Annotated in this window: 15 protein-coding genes; 7 read left to right on the plus strand and 8 right to left on the minus strand. The window is 43.8% G+C overall.

Features of this window, described 5'->3' with window-relative positions; all coding sequences use genetic code 11:
- Window positions 1-120 precede the first annotated feature (120 nt).
- From AC20MK_RS10120 to AC20MK_RS10130, 3 genes are read right to left on the minus strand one after another with little or no spacing between them, the layout of a single operon-like run.
- Window positions 121-906, minus strand: coding sequence for an exodeoxyribonuclease III (locus AC20MK_RS10120; RefSeq protein ID WP_487355685.1), 786 nt, complete (start codon window positions 904-906; stop codon window positions 121-123).
- Window positions 907-1,479: a TOBE domain-containing protein gene (locus AC20MK_RS10125; protein WP_487355686.1), complete on the minus strand. Its 573-nt coding sequence runs from the start codon at window positions 1,477-1,479 to the stop codon at window positions 907-909.
- Between the two features lie 21 nt (window positions 1,480-1,500).
- On the minus strand, window positions 1,501-2,613 hold the full coding sequence (locus AC20MK_RS10130; RefSeq protein ID WP_487355687.1) for an ORC1-type DNA replication protein: 1,113 nt from the start codon (window positions 2,611-2,613) through the stop codon (window positions 1,501-1,503).
- A 198-nt stretch (window positions 2,614-2,811) separates the two neighbouring features.
- On the opposite strand from AC20MK_RS10130, the gene AC20MK_RS10135 reads away from it, so the two are divergent.
- The 4 genes from AC20MK_RS10135 to AC20MK_RS10150 all read left to right on the plus strand — a co-directional run bounded on the left by AC20MK_RS10135 (window position 2,812) and on the right by AC20MK_RS10150 (window position 6,722).
- On the plus strand, window positions 2,812-3,135 hold the full coding sequence (locus AC20MK_RS10135; RefSeq protein WP_487357103.1) for a DUF134 domain-containing protein: 324 nt from the start codon (window positions 2,812-2,814) through the stop codon (window positions 3,133-3,135).
- A gap of 38 nt (window positions 3,136-3,173) precedes the next feature.
- Entirely contained in the window at window positions 3,174-4,010 is an 837-nt protein-coding gene (locus AC20MK_RS10140; protein ID WP_487355688.1) for an Mrp/NBP35 family ATP-binding protein, read from the plus strand.
- Between the two features lie 170 nt (window positions 4,011-4,180).
- Window positions 4,181-5,995: an anaerobic ribonucleoside-triphosphate reductase gene (gene nrdD, locus AC20MK_RS10145; RefSeq protein WP_487355689.1), complete on the plus strand. Its 1,815-nt coding sequence runs from the start codon at window positions 4,181-4,183 to the stop codon at window positions 5,993-5,995.
- A gap of 22 nt (window positions 5,996-6,017) precedes the next feature.
- Window positions 6,018-6,722 carry a prenyltransferase/squalene oxidase repeat-containing protein gene (locus tag AC20MK_RS10150; RefSeq protein ID WP_487355690.1) on the plus strand — a complete coding sequence of 235 codons (705 nt, stop codon included), beginning with the start codon at window positions 6,018-6,020 and terminating at the stop codon, window positions 6,720-6,722.
- On the opposite strand, the gene AC20MK_RS10155 is transcribed toward AC20MK_RS10150, so the two are convergent.
- On the minus strand, window positions 6,694-9,225 hold the full coding sequence (locus AC20MK_RS10155) for a PAS domain-containing sensor histidine kinase (protein ID WP_487355691.1): 2,532 nt from the start codon (window positions 9,223-9,225) through the stop codon (window positions 6,694-6,696). The genes AC20MK_RS10150 and AC20MK_RS10155 overlap by 29 nt on opposite strands.
- 265 nt (window positions 9,226-9,490) lie before the next feature.
- Between AC20MK_RS10155 and AC20MK_RS10160 the strand changes: the two genes are divergently transcribed.
- Together AC20MK_RS10160 and AC20MK_RS10165 are read left to right on the plus strand one after the other, a co-directional pair.
- A complete protein-coding gene (locus tag AC20MK_RS10160; protein WP_487355692.1) occupies window positions 9,491-10,066 on the plus strand; it encodes a nitroreductase family protein in 576 nt (191 codons plus the stop codon).
- A gap of 121 nt (window positions 10,067-10,187) precedes the next feature.
- The gene (locus tag AC20MK_RS10165; RefSeq protein ID WP_487355693.1) at window positions 10,188-10,622 is read left to right on the plus strand and encodes a polymer-forming cytoskeletal protein; all 435 of its coding nucleotides are present in this window, start codon (window positions 10,188-10,190) and stop codon (window positions 10,620-10,622) included.
- Window positions 10,623-10,636: 14 nt separating this feature from the next.
- Here AC20MK_RS10165 and AC20MK_RS10170 read toward each other — a convergent pair whose 3' ends face one another.
- The 3 genes from AC20MK_RS10170 to AC20MK_RS10180 form a co-directional block, all read right to left on the minus strand.
- A complete protein-coding gene (locus AC20MK_RS10170) occupies window positions 10,637-11,395 on the minus strand; it encodes an ABC transporter ATP-binding protein (protein ID WP_487355694.1) in 759 nt (252 codons plus the stop codon).
- On the minus strand, window positions 11,395-12,183 hold the full coding sequence (locus tag AC20MK_RS10175) for an ABC transporter permease (protein WP_487355695.1): 789 nt from the start codon (window positions 12,181-12,183) through the stop codon (window positions 11,395-11,397). Before AC20MK_RS10175 ends, AC20MK_RS10170 begins: the two co-directional genes overlap by 1 nt.
- A 79-nt stretch (window positions 12,184-12,262) precedes the next feature.
- Window positions 12,263-13,222, minus strand: a complete 960-nt coding sequence (locus AC20MK_RS10180) for an ABC transporter substrate-binding protein (protein ID WP_487355696.1) — start codon at window positions 13,220-13,222, stop codon at window positions 12,263-12,265.
- A 193-nt stretch (window positions 13,223-13,415) separates the two neighbouring features.
- On the opposite strand from AC20MK_RS10180, the gene AC20MK_RS10185 reads away from it, so the two are divergent.
- Window positions 13,416-13,937, plus strand: coding sequence for a helix-turn-helix domain-containing protein (locus tag AC20MK_RS10185; protein WP_270095743.1), 522 nt, complete (start codon window positions 13,416-13,418; stop codon window positions 13,935-13,937).
- A gap of 141 nt (window positions 13,938-14,078) precedes the next feature.
- On the opposite strand, the gene AC20MK_RS10190 is transcribed toward AC20MK_RS10185, so the two are convergent.
- Complete coding sequence (locus AC20MK_RS10190; RefSeq protein WP_487355697.1) at window positions 14,079-17,981, minus strand: S-layer protein domain-containing protein; 3,903 nt, start codon at window positions 17,979-17,981, stop codon at window positions 14,079-14,081.
- Window positions 17,982-18,024 lie beyond the last annotated feature (43 nt).

Raw genomic sequence — 18,024 nt, forward strand, 5'->3', positions numbered from 1 at the left:
AGGGCGTATCTTACGCCCTTACCTACTTTTTTTTATTGATACGAAGCTGACCGAGCAGCTGTAGCTTTATATTTCCAATAAAGCAAAGAACAACATTGAAAAATGTGGATTGGAAACAGTTCAGGAACTATTCCCAATCTCCAGCTCCATCCCAATGGGACAATGGTCCGAACCCATCACATCAGACAGAATATAAGCAGACCTTATCCTGTCCTTCAGACTTACACTGGCAAAGAAATAATCGATCCTCCAACCAACGTTCCGATCCCTTGCCCGGGTCTTCATATCCCACCAGGTATAATTTCCAGGTCCCTGCTCGAACATACGCAAAGTATCAAGATAACCATGACCCAGGAACGTATCGATCCACTTCCTCTCCTGCGGAAGAAAACCCGAGGAACCCTCGTTCTGCTTTGGGCGTGCGAGATCGATCTCCTTGTGAGCAGTGTTCACATCACCACAAACGATCACGTTCTTACCGGCATCCTTCATTGAATCGGCAATTTCCATGAACGCATCATAGAAATCCATCTTATATTCCAAACGTTCATTAGAAGCCTTTCCATTTGGAAAATAGATATTGAACAAAACAAAATCCTCGAACTCTGCAATAAGGGTCCTTCCTTCCTTATCGAAGCGTGGAACCCCAAGCCCGTACTTTACGTCCAGCGGCGGGACCTTGGTATAGATCCCAACACCGCTGTAACCTTTTCTTTCAGCAGAGAAAAAATAAGGCACATACCCATGAATATGCCTCAACTCTTTTGGCAACTGTGTTTCTGTGGCCTTCGTCTCCTGAAGACAGAGAATATCCGGCTGCGTGGATTCCATCCATTCGACAAAACCTTTCTTTAACATTGACCTCAGGCCATTCACATTCCATGAAAGGATATCTATAGAAGCCATTTACTCGCCCCCATCCACATTTCCATCTTCCATTCCAGCCTTGCCATCCGTTTTTGCCAGAACTATTTCCGTGGATCTTATAATTGCAAATACCTCATCGCCTTCCTGAACATCGAGTCTTTCCAGAGCCTCGGAAGTTATGATAGATGTCAGAACTTCAGGATCGATCTCGATCTTCACTTTAGAAACGACATCCCCTTTCTCGACCTCAACGACCCTTCCTGACAACTTGTTGTTTGCAGACAGTTTGAAAGAGATGTTTTCCAAAGAGGTTTCATCCCCAAAGGTCGCATCAAGAAAGGACCTGCTTTCCTCATATTCACCAATGAGCTGCTTCCCGTAATCGGTCAGAAAGGTTCCCTGTCCTTTTCCACCCCTTATAGTGGTCACCACCTCATGTCCGACACGCTCGTTCATTTTTTTCAGAATAAGCCAGGCATGTTTGTAGGAGATGCCAAGTTTTGAGCATGCCTTCCTTAAGGAACGCTCTTCATCGATGGCCTTTAGGAGTTTTACCTTTCCGGCACCAATGATAGGTTTTCCATCCTCGGTCAGCCAGACCTTAGTTCTCATTTCCAGAAACAACATCCCCTTTTACTCAAGGCATTTAAGGATGTCTTCCGATTGATATCTTGGTTTTATTATACGAGTCCTGCCACGCATACCCTTACCGGAAAAATCAGCATCCACATACCTTGCTTCACTAAGCTTGTTGACCATATCATAAAAACGTGTGTACCCAAGATCGGTCTTTTCGTGGAAAAGCTTGTAAAGGTCACCGGTCTGCACATCCCTGTTCTCTGCTATCAGGCAGAGCAATGTCCTCTCATCCTGTGTGAGGGACTGGACACTTCTGCGAAGATGCAACAATCTGGAGGTATCATAGGCCATTTCCACATCTTCGAGCAGGATGGTCTTGCTTGCACGCCTCTCGGCATTCAGGCCGGCACGCTTCAAAAGATCGATGCCCACACGCAGATCCCCTGTAAGATCGACATATTCAACTATCGCATCCCTCACATCATCCAGCATCACATTAGGATAGAATGCAAGATCTATCCTGCTTCCGATGATGTCCTGAAGTTCACTGAAATTGTACCGAGGGAAAGCTATCTCTTCGGGAAGAAAAACGGAATTGACCTTAGGGTCGAACTGATAGAGCTTTCCCGTATCACTCACAATTGCAATGACACCCACTTTTGCTCCCGGATATTGTTCATGTGCCCTGAGAAGGGAATACATGACCTCATCCGCATGTCCTTCATGATAGAGATAATTTATATCATCAAGGCAAAGCACGAGCGTCTTTTCCTTCTCGATAAGGTAGTTCATCACCTTTTCGAACAGTTTTATGAAAGCAACGCCTGAAGACGGAGGGGAAACGTTAAACAGCCCTTGGTATACCCTGGTGATCACAGCAAATTTAGTGGAATCCATCTGACAGTTCACTTTGATGAATACAATATCTTCCGAATGCTTTTTCATCTCCTTGAAGACCTTCAGCACAGTCGTGGTCTTTCCAGTACCAGGAGGACCACTTATCAAACTGTTTATCGGACGCATGCCACGAAGGGCCGGACGCAGACTGTACATCAGGGACTGCATTTGCGACTCACGGTGTGAAAAATGGTCGGGAAGATAATCAAGTTCAAGCACATTCCCATCCTTGAACAAAGTCTCATCCCACATCAGCATATCCTTACCCATGTACAGTATCTCCTAAAATTAAAGTTCTAATATATTAACTGTGAAAATACATAATAGCCTTTTCCTCTGGAGATAAAAACATCCATTACAACTCTGAAAATTGGCCAAATATCAATGATTTTAAACGCATGTGAATAAATATAAAAAGCTTGTGGGAATTTATTATATAGAAGTTAGAAGATGGGAATACAAGATGTTATGACATGCAGAGGAAGGCCAAAGAACCCCAGAAGAGTGGAATGTAACCCCGATATACTCTATTTCAAGCCAAGAGGAGTAAAACTTACTGAGCTGGAAGTAGTTTCTCTTGCACTGGAAGAGCTGGAAGCCCTGAGGCTGGTAGATCTTGAAGGCTTGCAACAACAGGAAGCAGCAACAAAAATGGGGATCTCAAGGCGTGCATTCTGGGAAGACCTGAAAAATGCAAGGAAAAAGCTCGCACTGGCATTGACCACAGGTAAAGCCATTGAGATAAAGGGCGGAAACTATGTCAATATCAACGACCAGAAACGGTCAGAATAACCTATAACAGGAACAACATTATCACAAGGAGAATGAAAATGTCATCCAATATCCAATCATCAGAAAGTCTATTAAGTACCAAGCCTGAAGAACCAAAGCTCGTTACCAACCTCAGAGGGATCAAGAATAAGATAATGGTCATGAGCGGCAAAGGAGGCGTTGGTAAAAGCACTGTCTCCGCCAACCTTGCTGCAGCCCTTGCAGACCGCGGATACTCAGTTGGACTTCTTGACAGTGACATTCACGGACCGACCATACCAAAGATGTTCGGCGTGGAGAATGAAAGACCTACTGTCAGTGAAAAAGGCCTTGCTCCCGTAAAAGTCAACGGCAATCTGAAGATAATGTCAGTTGGACTCCTCCTGGACAGCAACGACTCTCCGATCGTCTGGAGAGGACCTGCAAAGATGAGTGCCATCAAGCAGTTCCTTGAAGAAGTGGACTGGGGAGTGCTGGACTACCTTATCATCGACCTCCCGCCTGGAACAGGGGACGAACCATTGAGCATCTCACAACTGATCGGTAACATGACCGGTGCTATCGTTGTCACAACCCCACAGGATGTAGCCCTTACAAGTGTCAGAAAATCACTCAATTTCGCCAAAATGATCGAAGTACCGGTAATTGGAATGGTAGAGAACATGAGCGGTATCGTCTGCCCACACTGCGATGAGAAGATCCATGTGTTCGGCTCAGGCGGAGTTGCAAAAGCAGCCGAGGACTTTGGCGTGAAAGTGCTTGGCACATTACCCATCGAGACAGAAGTTGCAGCTGCCGGGGACAGCGGACACGTACACATTGATATCAAGAGCGATTCAGAATGGTACATCCGCTTTAACAAGGTCGTAGACGCTGTAGAAGAATTTGTTAAATGATATTAATAGGACATGCCACTTTGTAAAATAAGTGCATGTCATCGATCCTTTTCTTTCTTTCTTTCTTTCTTTCTTTCTACCCCCTCATTCATTTGTTAATTATCCACCCATCATCCCCATTCCCACCTATCTGAATCATTATATAAGTCTTGACCTCCAGACAATTATCCATGAGTGGGAGTAAAGAACTGGGAAGCATAGATCGTCTTGATTTTAAAGACACAAATGAACTGATAGACGATGTATTGTACAATAGGAACTGGCTGCTGAAGGAAAACGCGAACACACGCTTCAGCCCTTCTGTTATTGATATGCATGTTGCATCACAGATCAAGAAAAGATATGCCCTTGATAACCTCTACTCAAAGGAAATTGCAGAAGCCCATACAAGAGGAAATATCCACATACATGACCTGAGCAATCCTTTCAAACCTTATTGCAATGGAATTGATGCAAGGATCTTCCTGCTCGACGGACTGAAATTCCCGGATTCCAGAAGCGCTCCTGCAAAGCGCTTCGATGCGGCAATATATCACGCAATGTCATTCATGCTCCATTCCCAGCATTTTTTTGCAGGAGCGCAGGCCATAGATATGTTCAACTGGCTACTCGCACCACATCTTCACTACTCCGATATTGATGAAGAAGAACTGCTCCAGATAATACAGGGGTTCATTTTCCAGATGAACCAATCGAACCGTATCGGTGCACAGAGTGCTTTCACGAATATCGGACTTCGTATCAATTGCCCATCCTCCCTTGCGAACGAAAAGGCCGTTTACGGAGGAGAGTTCATTGAAAGGACGTATTCCTGTTTTAAGGAAGAGGCACGTGCGATCTACGGCGCATTCATGGATATTGCAGCAAAGGGCGATGCTGATGGACTGCCATTCACATTCCCACTCATCACAACTGCCATAACAAAGGACATTGACCCCGAAGACCCGCTGTGGAAAAGAACAATGTATGCAACCTCATCCACCGGTGCCCCTTATTTCCTGAACCTGACAACCGATTATCTTGAAGAGAATACCACACAGGCAATGTGCTGCCGTCTGCTTGCCAGACACTCGGGAGGAGTGTGGACAGCAGGAGGGATGGGAAGCGGTTCCAACAAGATAGTGACTGTCAACCTGCCGCGAGTTGCACTGGAAGCGGGAAATATGGATGGCTTCTTTAAAAGATTAGATGAGATACTGGAGATCACAAGGAAAGCACTGCTCGAGGGGCAGGAGATAGTCAGGAGATCGCTTTATGAATGGAAGATCTTGCCCTGGCTATTGCAGAGAACGGAAAATGACCTGCCATATTTCGACCATGGTTCACGGCACCTGACCTTCGGGATGGTCGGCCTCAATGAGTGCCTTTTGAACCTTACAGGACAGGACATGATAGAACAACATGAACTGGGAATGGAAATTATCCGCCATATGCTAGCAAAAATAGAAACATATTCAAGAGAGGACGGGATTGAATATACTTTCGAACAAACACCTGCTGAAAGCACTGCACATCGGCTTGCTATCCTTGACAGGGCTGCATATGGTGAAAAAGCACATGTCCAGGGCAGCCAAGATGCTGACTATTACACGAACTCCACCCATGTCCCCTACAGTTCAAAGATATCCCTTGCCGAAAAGATAAAGATAGAAGCCAATTTCCACCCATATTTTACAGGAGGTACTATCAGCCATATCTGGATGGGGGAAAGTTTCCCGGATCCGGAAGGGATGAGCGAACTAATAGAAAAGCTCTCAGGAACAGACCTCGCTTACTTTTGTTTCTCACCTGATTTTTCAGTATGTGAAAACAGGCATGTCTCCCGCGGGATGAATCTCGAGTGTCCCATTTGCAATGAACCGGCAGTAGATCATGTATCACGAGTTACCGGTTATTTTGGTCATGTAAAACAATGGAATCCGGGAAAACAGAAAGAATACGAAGAAAGGCACAGGTATATCCTTCAGAATAAAAACACTAAATAACGATGCAGACATCCTTTAGCAAATGGAAGAGATGATACAAAATGCATTTAGGTGGATAAGAGAACAGGAGATCACCACTGCAAAGGAATTATCACGCCTCATCACTGCATGCGAACTATGGGGTGTGGAAAATGATTTTCCTGCCAAGCTCATCCAGCTTAAAAGTGAGAACTACTGGGACAATTCAATAAGAGAGACTGCAAGGGCTTGTTCCAGCCTTGTATCTTCCAGCTTCGACCTTGAGAAGTGCGGGGAATGGTTGCTTTCCAAACAGGAAACCAACGGTTCTTGGGAGAACGATGTTTACGACACGACCTATGCATTAATAGCCCTTGCCGAGATGGACATCCCTGAAATGAAAGGGTGCAAGTGGCTTATTGAGAACTATGGTGAAAAATGGGAACATGTGGGCACCACATCCCTTATCGTCACCACTCTTGTAAAGCAGGAAGAGCTGACAAAAGAGAAGCATGTCACTGACTTTATAGAAGACCGTGTCAATTGGATCCTGTCGGAGAGAGCTGAAGACGGTGGTTGGAAATTCATCTCGACCAGCAATCTGGTAATACAGGCATTGATCATTGCCGGTTTGAAAGAAGAACTTGATACATCCCTCAAATGGCTTATGTCCAGACAGAACAGCAATGGTTCATGGGGAAAGAATGAAGGAGATATTACTGCGACCGCACTTTCACTTATCACTTTGGGATATGCACATAGACAGTAGTCCCAACAGATTCCTTACTTTCCACATGCACATCCCCACCATGCATATCAGCGAACTGCCTGACAAGTGATAGACCAAGACCAGCTCCACCATACTGACGTGAAGAAGAAGCATCCACCTGATAGAATTGATCGAACAGATGACCCATCTTGTCCTGCGGAATACCAACCCCATTATCCTGAACACATAGTTCCAGCATATCATCGATTATCTGTGTGTGGATCTTCACATAACCATTTTTGGTGGAAAACTTCAATGAGTTATTCAGGAGATTGTAGAGTATCTGTTTGAACTTTGTCCTGTCGGCAGTGATCAGGTCAACCCCATTATTGTGAACCGTGATGGAAACCTGTTTACTCTTAGCAAAATCCGACATCGACAGAACAACTTCATCGATAGTGGGTGGGACAGAGAACTTCTCATAGGTAAGCCCAAGCTTTCCAGCCTCTATTTTGGAGATATCGAGAATGTCCTGGATAAGGTTGAGCAAATGAGTTCCACTGGAAGAAATGTTCTTCAAATACTTGGCCTGTTTATCGTTCAAGTGACCAAAGGTCTCAGTCAAAAGCACATCCGAAAAACCGATGACAGAATTAAGAGGTGTTCTTAGTTCATGGCTCATGTTAGCAAGGAATTCACTTTTTGTCCGGTTTGCATGTTCGGCTACTTCCATTGCCTGATGCATCATGATCTCTGATCTTTTACGTTCAGTGATGTCAATAACAGTGTTCGAGAAATATACAGGTTCGTTGTTATCATCCGTGATCACAAAGCAATTCATAAGTGCCGGGAATTCACTGCCATCTTTTCGGACCCTGAGAACTTCATCCATAACGTGACCTTTTGAAACTTTTTGGAACTCAGCCCCATAGACCGCATCATCACCCCTAAGTAAAGAAATATGGGACCCCACAAGCTCATCAACATCAAAACCATGCATCTGTGCAAAACTTTCATTCACATAGAGGATCTTACCGCTGGCATCTTTAATGGAAGTACCATATGCAGCGCCATCAACGATGGTCTTGAAAAGCCGAACTTTCTGGTCCATCTCTTTTTTATCACTTATATCAAAGATGATACCATCAAAGAACATCAACTTCCCATTCTCATAGATTCCCCTGCCTCTTTCGAACACATGGTGAACATTACCCTGAGAATCAAGAACACGATACTCGATCGTAAAATAAGGACGGTCTTCTGTAAGGGATCTATCTATGGCATTGGCTACCATTTTAACGTCATCCGGATGGATGAGACTTGCATAAGTGCGGACTGAACTCCAAATTAGGTCCGATGCAGGATAACCAGTCATCGCAGTTATTTCTTTGCTGATATACTCCATGGTATAATCCGGATCATGCTTGCAACGATATGTTGCACCCGGAATGTTCGCAACCAATGTCTCAAAACGCTTTTCTTTTTCCTGGATCTCTTTTTCTGCATTTTTTCTTTCAGTGATATCGCGGACAATTCCCTGAATGATCCTTTTATCTTCATCGATAACTGAAACGCTTACCTCAACATCAATAATGCCATCATCGGCTTTCTTGAACCGAGATTCAAATCTGGACGAACCATTTTCAATAACATCATCCAGATGTTCTTTTGCCTCGTATTCAAGACCATCAGGAAGTAGGATCCGAAGATCTTTGGTTTTAAAAACATCCTTTGAATAACCAATGAGTTCACATGCTTTGTTGTTCACATCGAGAATAGTACCATCAAAAGTGTGAATGAAGATCGCATCGTTCGAGTTCTCGAACAAGGACCTGAACCGATCTTCCCTCTCAAGCAAAGCATTCCTTGCTTCAACATATGCACTTATGTCCCTTGTCCTGCCCTGAATGCATATAGGAAGCTGGTTTTCATTGAGAACTATCTTGCCGGTAATATCAATTGGAAGTAAAGTGCCATCTTTGCGTATGAGATTCGTTTCAAAGGAGACACTTTCACCTTTTGCACACTTTTCACTATTAATAAGGCTAATAACCACATCAAATTCTTCAGGTGTAAAGAGCATCGAAAGGTTAGAACCGATCACTTCATCTACTGAATATCCTGTAACATCGAGCACTGAACGATTGACATAAGTAAAACACAAGGACATGTCCAGTTGCCATATGACATCGATAGTATTGTCAGCAAGGAGACGATACTTTTTTTCACTTTCAACAAGTTTATTATGAGTTGCCAGTTGTTCTGTTACATCTTTTATGATCACTATAAGACGGTCTTTGCCTTCAAGAACGAATGTAGCTTCAAGATCATGCAATTCTCCCCCCAACTGAAGTTGATATTGCATATCGCGCATATCACCTGTGATCATAGCTTCTTTGATACAGCTTTTTGCGTTCTCGGAAACGTCTGAAGGTAAAATATCAATTATGCTCTTGCCCATGAAATGATCAGGCTCTACGAGTAATTGTAAGCCTTCAGAAGAGTTGTAGCTTAATATGATCCCATCTGCACTTATATGAAACACTATAAGATTTCTTGTCACCAATGATCCATCCAATGTCAATTATCTGTTAGAGAACATAGTTAACCACTTATATATGAAAATTTAAACCTACATTAATAGTAGATCAAATTTTAGATGTACCATAGGCAATATTATTCACATAATATATTAGGACATAGGATAACAATTCAAAATATCTCAAGATACTTAAAAATAGATTATAAAGTCTGTGGCAAATATATCTATTTTTTTAACTAATAAACTATTCGGATCACTCAACCAAATGACAATATGAGGTGAACAAATGCTAAGTGAACTTGTTCTCAGGACCAGATGTTATAGAAGATTTAAACAGACTGATGCTATTTCAAAGGAAACGTTAACAGAACTTGTCAATATTGCAAGAATTTCAGCTTCAGCCACCAACAGCCAACCACTGAAATATATCATTTCATCTGATCTGAGAACTAACGGGATCATATTCGAACAGCTTGGATGGGCAGGTTATCTTCACGAATGGAAAGGACCTGCTGAAGGAGAAAGACCAGCCGCTTACATCATTATACTCGATGATACGAGGATAAGGCCCGATGCAAGATATGATGCAGGAATTGCTTTGCAGAACATTCGCCTTGCGGCCATGGAGAAAGGTATTGGAAGCTGTGTCATTGGTTCTGTTAACAGGGAAGTGCTGAGAGAAGAACTTGAAGTGCCCCCCGAACTCGAGATCATGCTTGTCTTGGCAATGGGTATCCCGGCAGAAGAGATCGTTCTCGAGAAAACCGGAGAGGAACATGATATTAGATACTGGCATGATGAGAACGGACGTCATCATGTTCCAAAGAGAGAGCTGGAGGAAGTTCTGTTTAAAGCATACTGAAATAAATGCCGAGAGAAAACAATAGAATATATAAATAAAAAGACAGTAAGTAAAGCAACCGATAGTATATATCTTATGAGATAGACCTATCACCCTTTCAAGATCACGGATGTGGATATAGATGGATGAAAAATTTATCAGATACCATGCAGATACAAATACTTACATTATCCGTAGGAAAGCCTTCTTTGAAAATAGCATCAAGATAGATGGTAACATGATCGTAGGGTCTGGTGCGAACTTCTGGAAAGATCTGGAAGTAAGTGGATCGCTACAGCTTGGAAAAGAATCTTTAGTCAAAGGCGATGTCAAAGCAAATGATGCCCTCATAAGCACACGTTGTGAGATAAGCGGGAACATTGAGGTTGCAAATGATCTTACAATGCTTGACAACGTAAAGGTCGGAGGATCGGCAATATGCGGAAATGCAATGTCCATAAGGCCAGGTTGCCAGGTAAAGTTCGTTAAAGCAGCTACTGCTTTAGAGCTTATAGGAAAGGTCGATATTAAAGAAATAGAATCCGGAACAAAGCTTATCGTTCGTTCCGAGATGTGATACCCTTTTTAAAGTTAGTTGCGTCGCTCCTCTGCCAGCATTTTCAAAAGCTGGTTACGTAACTCATTTGCCTCGGAACTTGTCCTTTCACGAGGCCTTGGAAGATCAACATTTATGACCTTCTTGATCCTGCCAGGTCTTGCGCTCATCACAACGATCTTGTCCGCAAGGAAAACCGCCTCATCCACACTATGGGTCACGAAAGCGATTGTTATCTGGTACTTTGCCCAAACCTGAAGCAGCTCTTTTTGCAAGGTGTTCCTTGTCTGTGCATCCAGAGCCCCGAAAGGCTCGTCCATTAGAAGGACCTTGGGCTCGTTCGCAAGAGCTCGGGCAATGGCTACCCTCTGTCGCATTCCACCGGAAAGTTCATACGGATAACTGTTCCGGAACTGTTCAAGTCCTACGAGCTTTAAGTATTTTTCAGCTACTTCGAGTATCTCGTTCTTGGGGATACCCTTCATTTGAGGCCCAAAAGTAATGTTCTGGATGACAGTCCTCCAGGGGAAAAGGGAATACTCCTGAAATACCATCCCTCTTTTCGAATCCGGAATGGTTATGTCCTCACCGTCAAGTGTTATCTGCCCCTTATCCGGTCTTTCGAGCCCGGCGATGGTCCTGAGAAGGGTTGTTTTTCCACAGCCCGAAGGACCTATGAAACAGACAAATTCCTTGTCCTTTATTTCAAGGTCAACATTATCAAGTGCAAGGGTGGACTCACTGTCCTCTTTCTCAAACGCCACCGAGATACCGGAGACTTTTACCTCACCCATTATACCACAACTCCTGCACGCCATTTAAGAAGATATCCATTAACATACCACCTGAACACCCTGTCAATGAAAAGACCGAGGAAGCCAAGTATCAGCATATAAACAAGAACGAAATCCATCTGGTGCAGATAGTAGTGCCACCAGATCTTGTAACCAAGTCCGTTCGTACTTACGCCGAACATCTCCGCTGCAACCAGACACATCCAACCGACACCCATGGAAATACGGATACCTGAAGCAATGGAAGGCAGTGCAGACGGTAATGCAACGTGGCGTATAAGCGATCCACTGCTCATACAACCCAGCACTTTGGCAGCTTCCACATATACCTTCGGAACGCTTTTGAAGCCATCAAATGTGTTGATGATAACAGGGAAGACCGCTCCTATAAAGACCACGAACCCTGCAGAAGTATGGGTCAGGCCGAACCAGACTATGGCAAAGGGGATCCATGCAAGCGGCGGAATGGGACGAATTATCTCGATCAGAGGGTCCAATGCACGGTTCACGGTCTTGAACCAGCCCATGGCCACCCCTATGGGAATACCTATTAAAAGTGCAGAAAGAATTCCAATTCCAAAATGAAGCATACTTATTGCAAGATCAGTGAAGAGGATACCCCCTTCAATGATCCTGATAAAAGCGAACAGAACATCAGTAAAGCTTGGCAGGATAAACTTATTGTTTACCACGAACTCTGCTATCAATTGCCATATAATAATGGCCACCGATACGGATAATATTTCAATCCCTCTTTCACGTAGTCCTTTTGTGCCGGCTTTGTTCATGATATCTCCTTCGAGGATCGAGGGACATAGCCCTCAATTCCGGCGGTTATATGTTCTGTTCATTAATGTATGTTGCTGTTTACTCCTCAGAGACCTTCTCGTAGAAGCTCACGTCAAAGATATCCTCTTCTGTAAGCTGTCTGTCGATATAACCAAGTTCATACTGGAAGTTTGCGTATTCCACTGTGGACTCTACAAGCGGACGTGGGTCAGCTGACCAGACACCATCCCAGTCCTCAAGGGACTGAAGTACAGTTGTATTATCAACACCCTGCTTGTTAGCAAATGTGTTCGCTGCATCTTCGATGTTGATATTATCATACTCTACAGCCTTGATGTGGGTCTTTACGATCTGTTCGACCAGTTCAGGGTTGTTCCTGATAAGATCACCACTGACCACAAGCACACAACATGCATGGTCTGCAAGTATTTCCCCGGATGCGACAACTGAACGACCGGAGCCTTCCGCTTCAATGAACGTTGGTGCAGGGTGTGGCAGGAATACACCGTCTACCTGACCTGCTGCAAGAGCAGCGGTTGCGTCCCCAGGACCCATTGCGACAACTTCGACATCTGTGCCAGGTTCAAGACCATTCTCGATCAACCAGTCCTTGAAGATGGTATCCTGTATCGTTCCCGGTGGGAAAGTTGCGATCTTTAAACCTTTAAGGTCTGCAGGACCATCATACTTGAACTCATTTCTGAGCACAAGATCGGAGCCCTGTGTGTTCACTGCTGCGACGATCTTTGCATCGAGTCCGGTACTGAGTGCGGAAATAACAGGTGCTGCGCCAACGTATGCAACATCAATGTTTCCTGCGATCATTGAATGCATCTCAGGAGTGCCGGTAGGGAACTCGAACTCATTTATGGTCATGATACCAAATGGTGCGAGATCCTCAGCCCACCAGCCGTTCTCAAAGGCTGTCATGTATGATATCTGATGAGTGCTTGGCTGATAGCCAATGTTTATTTCGGTCAAATTTCCATCATCTGGTGCGGAAGTGCATCCTGACAGGAATACTGCTGCAACCAGCATGATAGATATGAATGTAATTGCTGTGATTTTCTTCAGATCGATCCCTCCATTAATAAATATGTTACTATCATGCTATTTCATCAGAATACCCTATTTATAGATTGTCGTATCAACCGGGATTGTTTCCTAAAAGTAGTAATACAAAGTTTAATATATCCTAAAAGAGTTAATATATTTTATTGGAGGAGTGAGTATAAGCGTTGCAAATAAAGTGATAGATGCGGCTTTTGAGTCGGATGAGGCATTCCAGCACACATTGTTGAAAGTCATCAAGGAAGACCTTGAACTTACAGCCATTGAGTTCTCAGAGTATGCTAACATTCCACCAAGTACACTGTATAAGCTCATGTCAGGAAACAGGGAACCGAACATGAGAACACTCCGCCAGATAGTTAAGACCATCAGGACCATCGAGGGTTCCGATAAGGGAGATTTCATTGCGGTCATCGCTGCACGTCCTGTACTGGATAATATCAGTGAGACAAAGAGGAAGATCGGAGGGACACTCTGTACCATCAGAGAATATTCGGCCACCACAATGGAAGAGGCCATCATCGCCGCGGTCCGTGCTGAAAGAGAAGGAGCGAAAGCCCTTGTATGTGCTCCCATAGTCAGCCCCACAATAGAAAAGATCATACGTATCCCTGTTGCGACAATAATGCCGAAGAACAGTGTTATCGAGGCCATCGAAGCAGTCGCACGCAAAATTGAATAAAGAACCTCAAAAGTTCTACTTTTTTTAATATATTGGAACTATGCGATCAGCTTTGCCCATCGTTAAATGAAAACAGATAGGATCATAAATAAAAAAAGAGATGATGCCGACACCTTTGCCGGCAACGTCCTATATGTATCCTTACTTGCCCCTTGAAAGCAAGCTGGATAGCTTCTCAGAAAGTACTGCTGCTGCTTCGCCTGCTTTTGCACCTGCCGTAGATACGGTCCAGCCGCCTGCGGTAAACAGATAGACTGCACCACCAAGAACTGCAATTGCTGCACCACCAACCAGATAGGTAACTGTACTTGTGCCCTTGACCACTTCAACTGTTGCGGTCATGCCACCTACTTTCACAAGATAGGTCCCCGGTTCACCAGCAGTGTACTCAAACTCCACAGGAGCAGATTCGCCTATACCAAGAGAGATCTCCTGTGTAGCAGTAGTGTTGTCATTGACAAGGAGCTCTACTGTGTAAGAGCCTGCTGCTTTACCATTGTTGACAGCATCCAACTTGACCTTCACATCCTTTCCGGTCTTGACCTCAAGGGGAGTGACCACAAGGTTGCTGAACTCGAACTTTGCTTCAAGCTCCTTGACCTCGATATTTTCCTCTGCTTTAAGGAAACCTTCCTTCTCAGCAGTTATCTTGTGCATACCGATCTCCCTCAGAACATCGGTCACAACACCGTCACTGTCAGTCTCACCAATGGATTTTCCGTCAATGGTAACATCCACATCTTCAAGAGGATCTCCGCCAATGGATTTGACAACTGTGAAAGTTACCAGATTGCCCTCATAGATCACTTCAGGTGAAAATTCAATGCTCATCTTCCTCGACTCATCATCCGGAGAGATCACTTCAAGGGATGCTTCACCGTTAGTGTAACCATCCTTTTCAGCAGTGATGGTATAGTCCCCATCTGCATGGAAAGTATATTCAACCTCACCTTCATCGTCAGTGGTGCCAAGCACAATGTTTCCCGACTTCACGGTTACACCGTTGACAAGGGAACCGCGTGATGTAACGGTCACAGTGATCTTATCGCCTTCACTGACAACTTTAGGGTCGACCTCCACCTCAAGTGAATCGGCAGGTTCTGTGCTTATCTCAACGAATGGATAATAGCGAACGACGTCTGAATCTGCGACCTTGAACTTGATCTCACCCATGATATCGATCTCATCTCCCTTTGAGAGAGAGATGGAATCCTCGTTCCTCATTTCGATCTTTGTGGAACTGATAGTTGTTACTTCCATTTCCCCGTACGTGTCGCCCTGCTCGATCATTTCATATTCATCGGATATCTGGAAGATACCTTCTACGAAAACAGCAGTTGATTCAGTACCACTGAATATTTCTTTGAAATTTACTGCAATGATAGGCACATCTTCAACATCCCCAAGATCGGCCTCGTAGATGTATGGATTACCGGAAGATATGACATCCATATCCCCAACTTCATCTCCATCTTTATATAGTTGGACTAATACTGCATCCCCATCCAGATTCACTTCAACGATATCCAGTGAATATCCTTCTTCAAGGATTAGTGAGGAGCCACCGAAAACAGATTTTTTGTCATCATCATCAATCAGTACCTTTGAAAGCTGACCTTGAGACATAAGGTTTGCATCATCATTGCTACCACTACCAAATGCATTATCAGGGTAACCTGCAAAGTACTTCTCTGCCATGAAACCGATAACCTCATAGTCATCCCAGCCAGAATATTCGAAGCTGACACTTGATGGAGTGGTAGTATAGACAAGATCATCATTATCAATTGTTCTGCCGGTGTAGGTCAGATTAAGTTTTTCAGTACCTATACCCTCATCGATGTTGTAATAGAACCCTTCGAAATTGAGAGGAGTCCATGTTAGACCTTCATTTTCAGCAATTGTACCTCTGAGTTCATATGTTCCCGGCTCGGACATGTCAACAAATGGTGCAAATCTTAGTTCACTGGCATCTGCAACAATGAACTTGAGCTTACCCATGATATCAGCAATATCCCCCTTGTCAAGACCGATCGAATCTTCATTCTCCATCCTGATCGTTGTTGAACTTATGGTTTTGACTTCCATTGCACCGTATTCATCACCTTGGTTTATTTCCTCATATTCATCAGATATCTGGAAGATACCGTCAATGAAAACAGCGCTCGTCTCAGTTCCACTGAATATCTCATCGAAGTGTACTGCTATGATAGGCACATCATCAACGTCACCCAGATCTATTTCGTAGACATAGGCCTTATCAGAGGAAACTACCATTTCATCCACTTCATCCCCATCCTTGGAGAGAGAAACGAAAACCCTGTCACCGTTCACATCAAGCTCTACAATGTTAAGCACGTAGCCTTCTTCAAGTACAAGACCTGCACCGCCATAGACAGACTCCTTGTCATCGCTATCTATGAGCACCTTTGTCAGATGACCTTTGGACATCAGGCTTATTGATTCATCTGAAACATCTGAATCAGTACTGGAAGTATATCCTGCAAAGTATTTCTCTGCCATGAAACCAATGACCTCGTAAGATCCCCATGCACCATACTCGAAGTCAGTTGAGACAGGTGTGGTCTCATATTCAAGATCACCATCTCCGATGTTCCTGTCAGAATCACTGTCAAGATGGATGGTCATCGTTTCTGAACCAAGACCGGATTCAAGGTCATAGAAGAAACCGGAATAGCTCAGTGCATTCCATGTGTAATCGAGGGACTGTCCCGCATTTGCATCCCAGATACGGTCGCCTGAGAAATATGTCGCACTATTGACAGTTACAGTTGAGATAGTAGTGTTTATTGGATTAGAACCATCTGATGCCTTGAAATTATAATCATGAACCCCGACAGCTAATGATGTTGTTGTATATGTGTACTTGATACCATCTGTAGCATCGTTGTCAGAAGGATCAAGTTTACTCATCCCATAATCAGTTCCTTCAATAGTTACATTCATGTAACTTGGATCAGCTGCAACATTATCGGTATAGGTTACATTGAACATGAAGGTAGAACCAACCGTTGAATCAGGTTCAGAAGTCACTGATTCGGAAGTTAATGTTGGTATATCGGAAACCACTGAAAAGGTCTTCTCGGTCGTGTCACTTGCAGAAACGTTCCCATCAGAAGCTGTGAACTTGTAATTATGAGTTCCTACCGGGAAGCTTCCTTTAGTATAAGAATAAAGCTTACCATCTACAACATTTGTATCACCGGCATCAACTTGGTCCATTAAATAAGATGTGCCATTAATAACAACACTAACATCTGAAGACGATTCATTGTCTCCATCTGTATATGTGACATTAAAAGTAAAAATGGTTGCAAGAGTTCCGCTTGTTGGTGAAACTGAATCTGAAGTCAATGTAGGATTATTGTTGACATCAAATGTTCCTGCACTTGACGGACCAACAGCAGCAGTTCCATCGGACGCAAAGAATTGATAATTATGTGTGGCTGTACTGAAGCCTGAATTAGTGTAAGAGTAAGTCTTACCATCGGTTGTTGTTGTGTCACCACCATCTGTTTCAGTCATAGTGTTGTTCACGCCATCAATCGAGACATTGACATAACTTGCACCATCATTGTCATCATCCGTAAATGTTGCGGTGAAAACAAAATTTGTACTGCCATCACCACTACCAGGACTTACAGAACCTGTTAAAGACGGAGCAGTATTTGAAACTGAAAAAGTTCCTGCATCTACAGGACCTACTGGAGTTGTTCCGTCAGAAGCCGAAAAATCATAATTGTGTGTTGCAACACTGAAACCAGATGCAGTGTAACTATAATCTTTCCCGTCAGTGGAATTCAGATCTGCAGGAGTTGTTTCAGTCATATTATAGAGATTGCCATCGATGTTCACATCAACGGCAGTCGCAGTGTCGTTATCCGCATCTGTAAAAGTTACGGTAAAAACGAAATTCGTATTAACATCACCACTTCCCGGAGCCACGGTCCCGGATGATAATGTAGGAGCAGCAGCCATCGCCACCCCACAACCCATTCCCAGAATGAGCAAGCTTATTAGCATAAATTTAAAATGTTTATTCATAGATAATTTCTCCAGATATTAT

Source organism: Methanococcoides sp. DA23 (assembly GCF_057593895.1).

Bases quoted from the DNA above. Each gene is read 5' to 3' on its own strand.
- AC20MK_RS10120 (WP_487355685.1), bottom strand. From the start codon at position 906: ATGGCTTCTATAGATATCCTTTCATGGAATGTGAATGGCCTGAGGTCA.
- AC20MK_RS10125 (WP_487355686.1), bottom strand. From the start codon at position 1,479: ATGAGAACTAAGGTCTGGCTGACCGAGGATGGAAAACCTATCATTGGT.
- AC20MK_RS10130 (WP_487355687.1), bottom strand. From the start codon at position 2,613: ATGGGTAAGGATATGCTGATGTGGGATGAGACTTTGTTCAAGGATGGG.
- AC20MK_RS10135 (WP_487357103.1), top strand. From the start codon at position 2,812: ATGACATGCAGAGGAAGGCCAAAGAACCCCAGAAGAGTGGAATGTAAC.
- AC20MK_RS10140 (WP_487355688.1), top strand. From the start codon at position 3,174: ATGTCATCCAATATCCAATCATCAGAAAGTCTATTAAGTACCAAGCCT.
- nrdD (WP_487355689.1), top strand. From the start codon at position 4,181: ATGAGTGGGAGTAAAGAACTGGGAAGCATAGATCGTCTTGATTTTAAA.
- AC20MK_RS10150 (WP_487355690.1), top strand. From the start codon at position 6,018: ATGGAAGAGATGATACAAAATGCATTTAGGTGGATAAGAGAACAGGAG.
- AC20MK_RS10160 (WP_487355692.1), top strand. From the start codon at position 9,491: ATGCTAAGTGAACTTGTTCTCAGGACCAGATGTTATAGAAGATTTAAA.
- AC20MK_RS10165 (WP_487355693.1), top strand. From the start codon at position 10,188: ATGGATGAAAAATTTATCAGATACCATGCAGATACAAATACTTACATT.
- AC20MK_RS10170 (WP_487355694.1), bottom strand. From the start codon at position 11,395: ATGGGTGAGGTAAAAGTCTCCGGTATCTCGGTGGCGTTTGAGAAAGAG.
- AC20MK_RS10175 (WP_487355695.1), bottom strand. From the start codon at position 12,183: ATGAACAAAGCCGGCACAAAAGGACTACGTGAAAGAGGGATTGAAATA.
- AC20MK_RS10180 (WP_487355696.1), bottom strand. From the start codon at position 13,222: ATGCTGGTTGCAGCAGTATTCCTGTCAGGATGCACTTCCGCACCAGAT.
- AC20MK_RS10190 (WP_487355697.1), bottom strand. From the start codon at position 17,981: ATGCTAATAAGCTTGCTCATTCTGGGAATGGGTTGTGGGGTGGCGATG.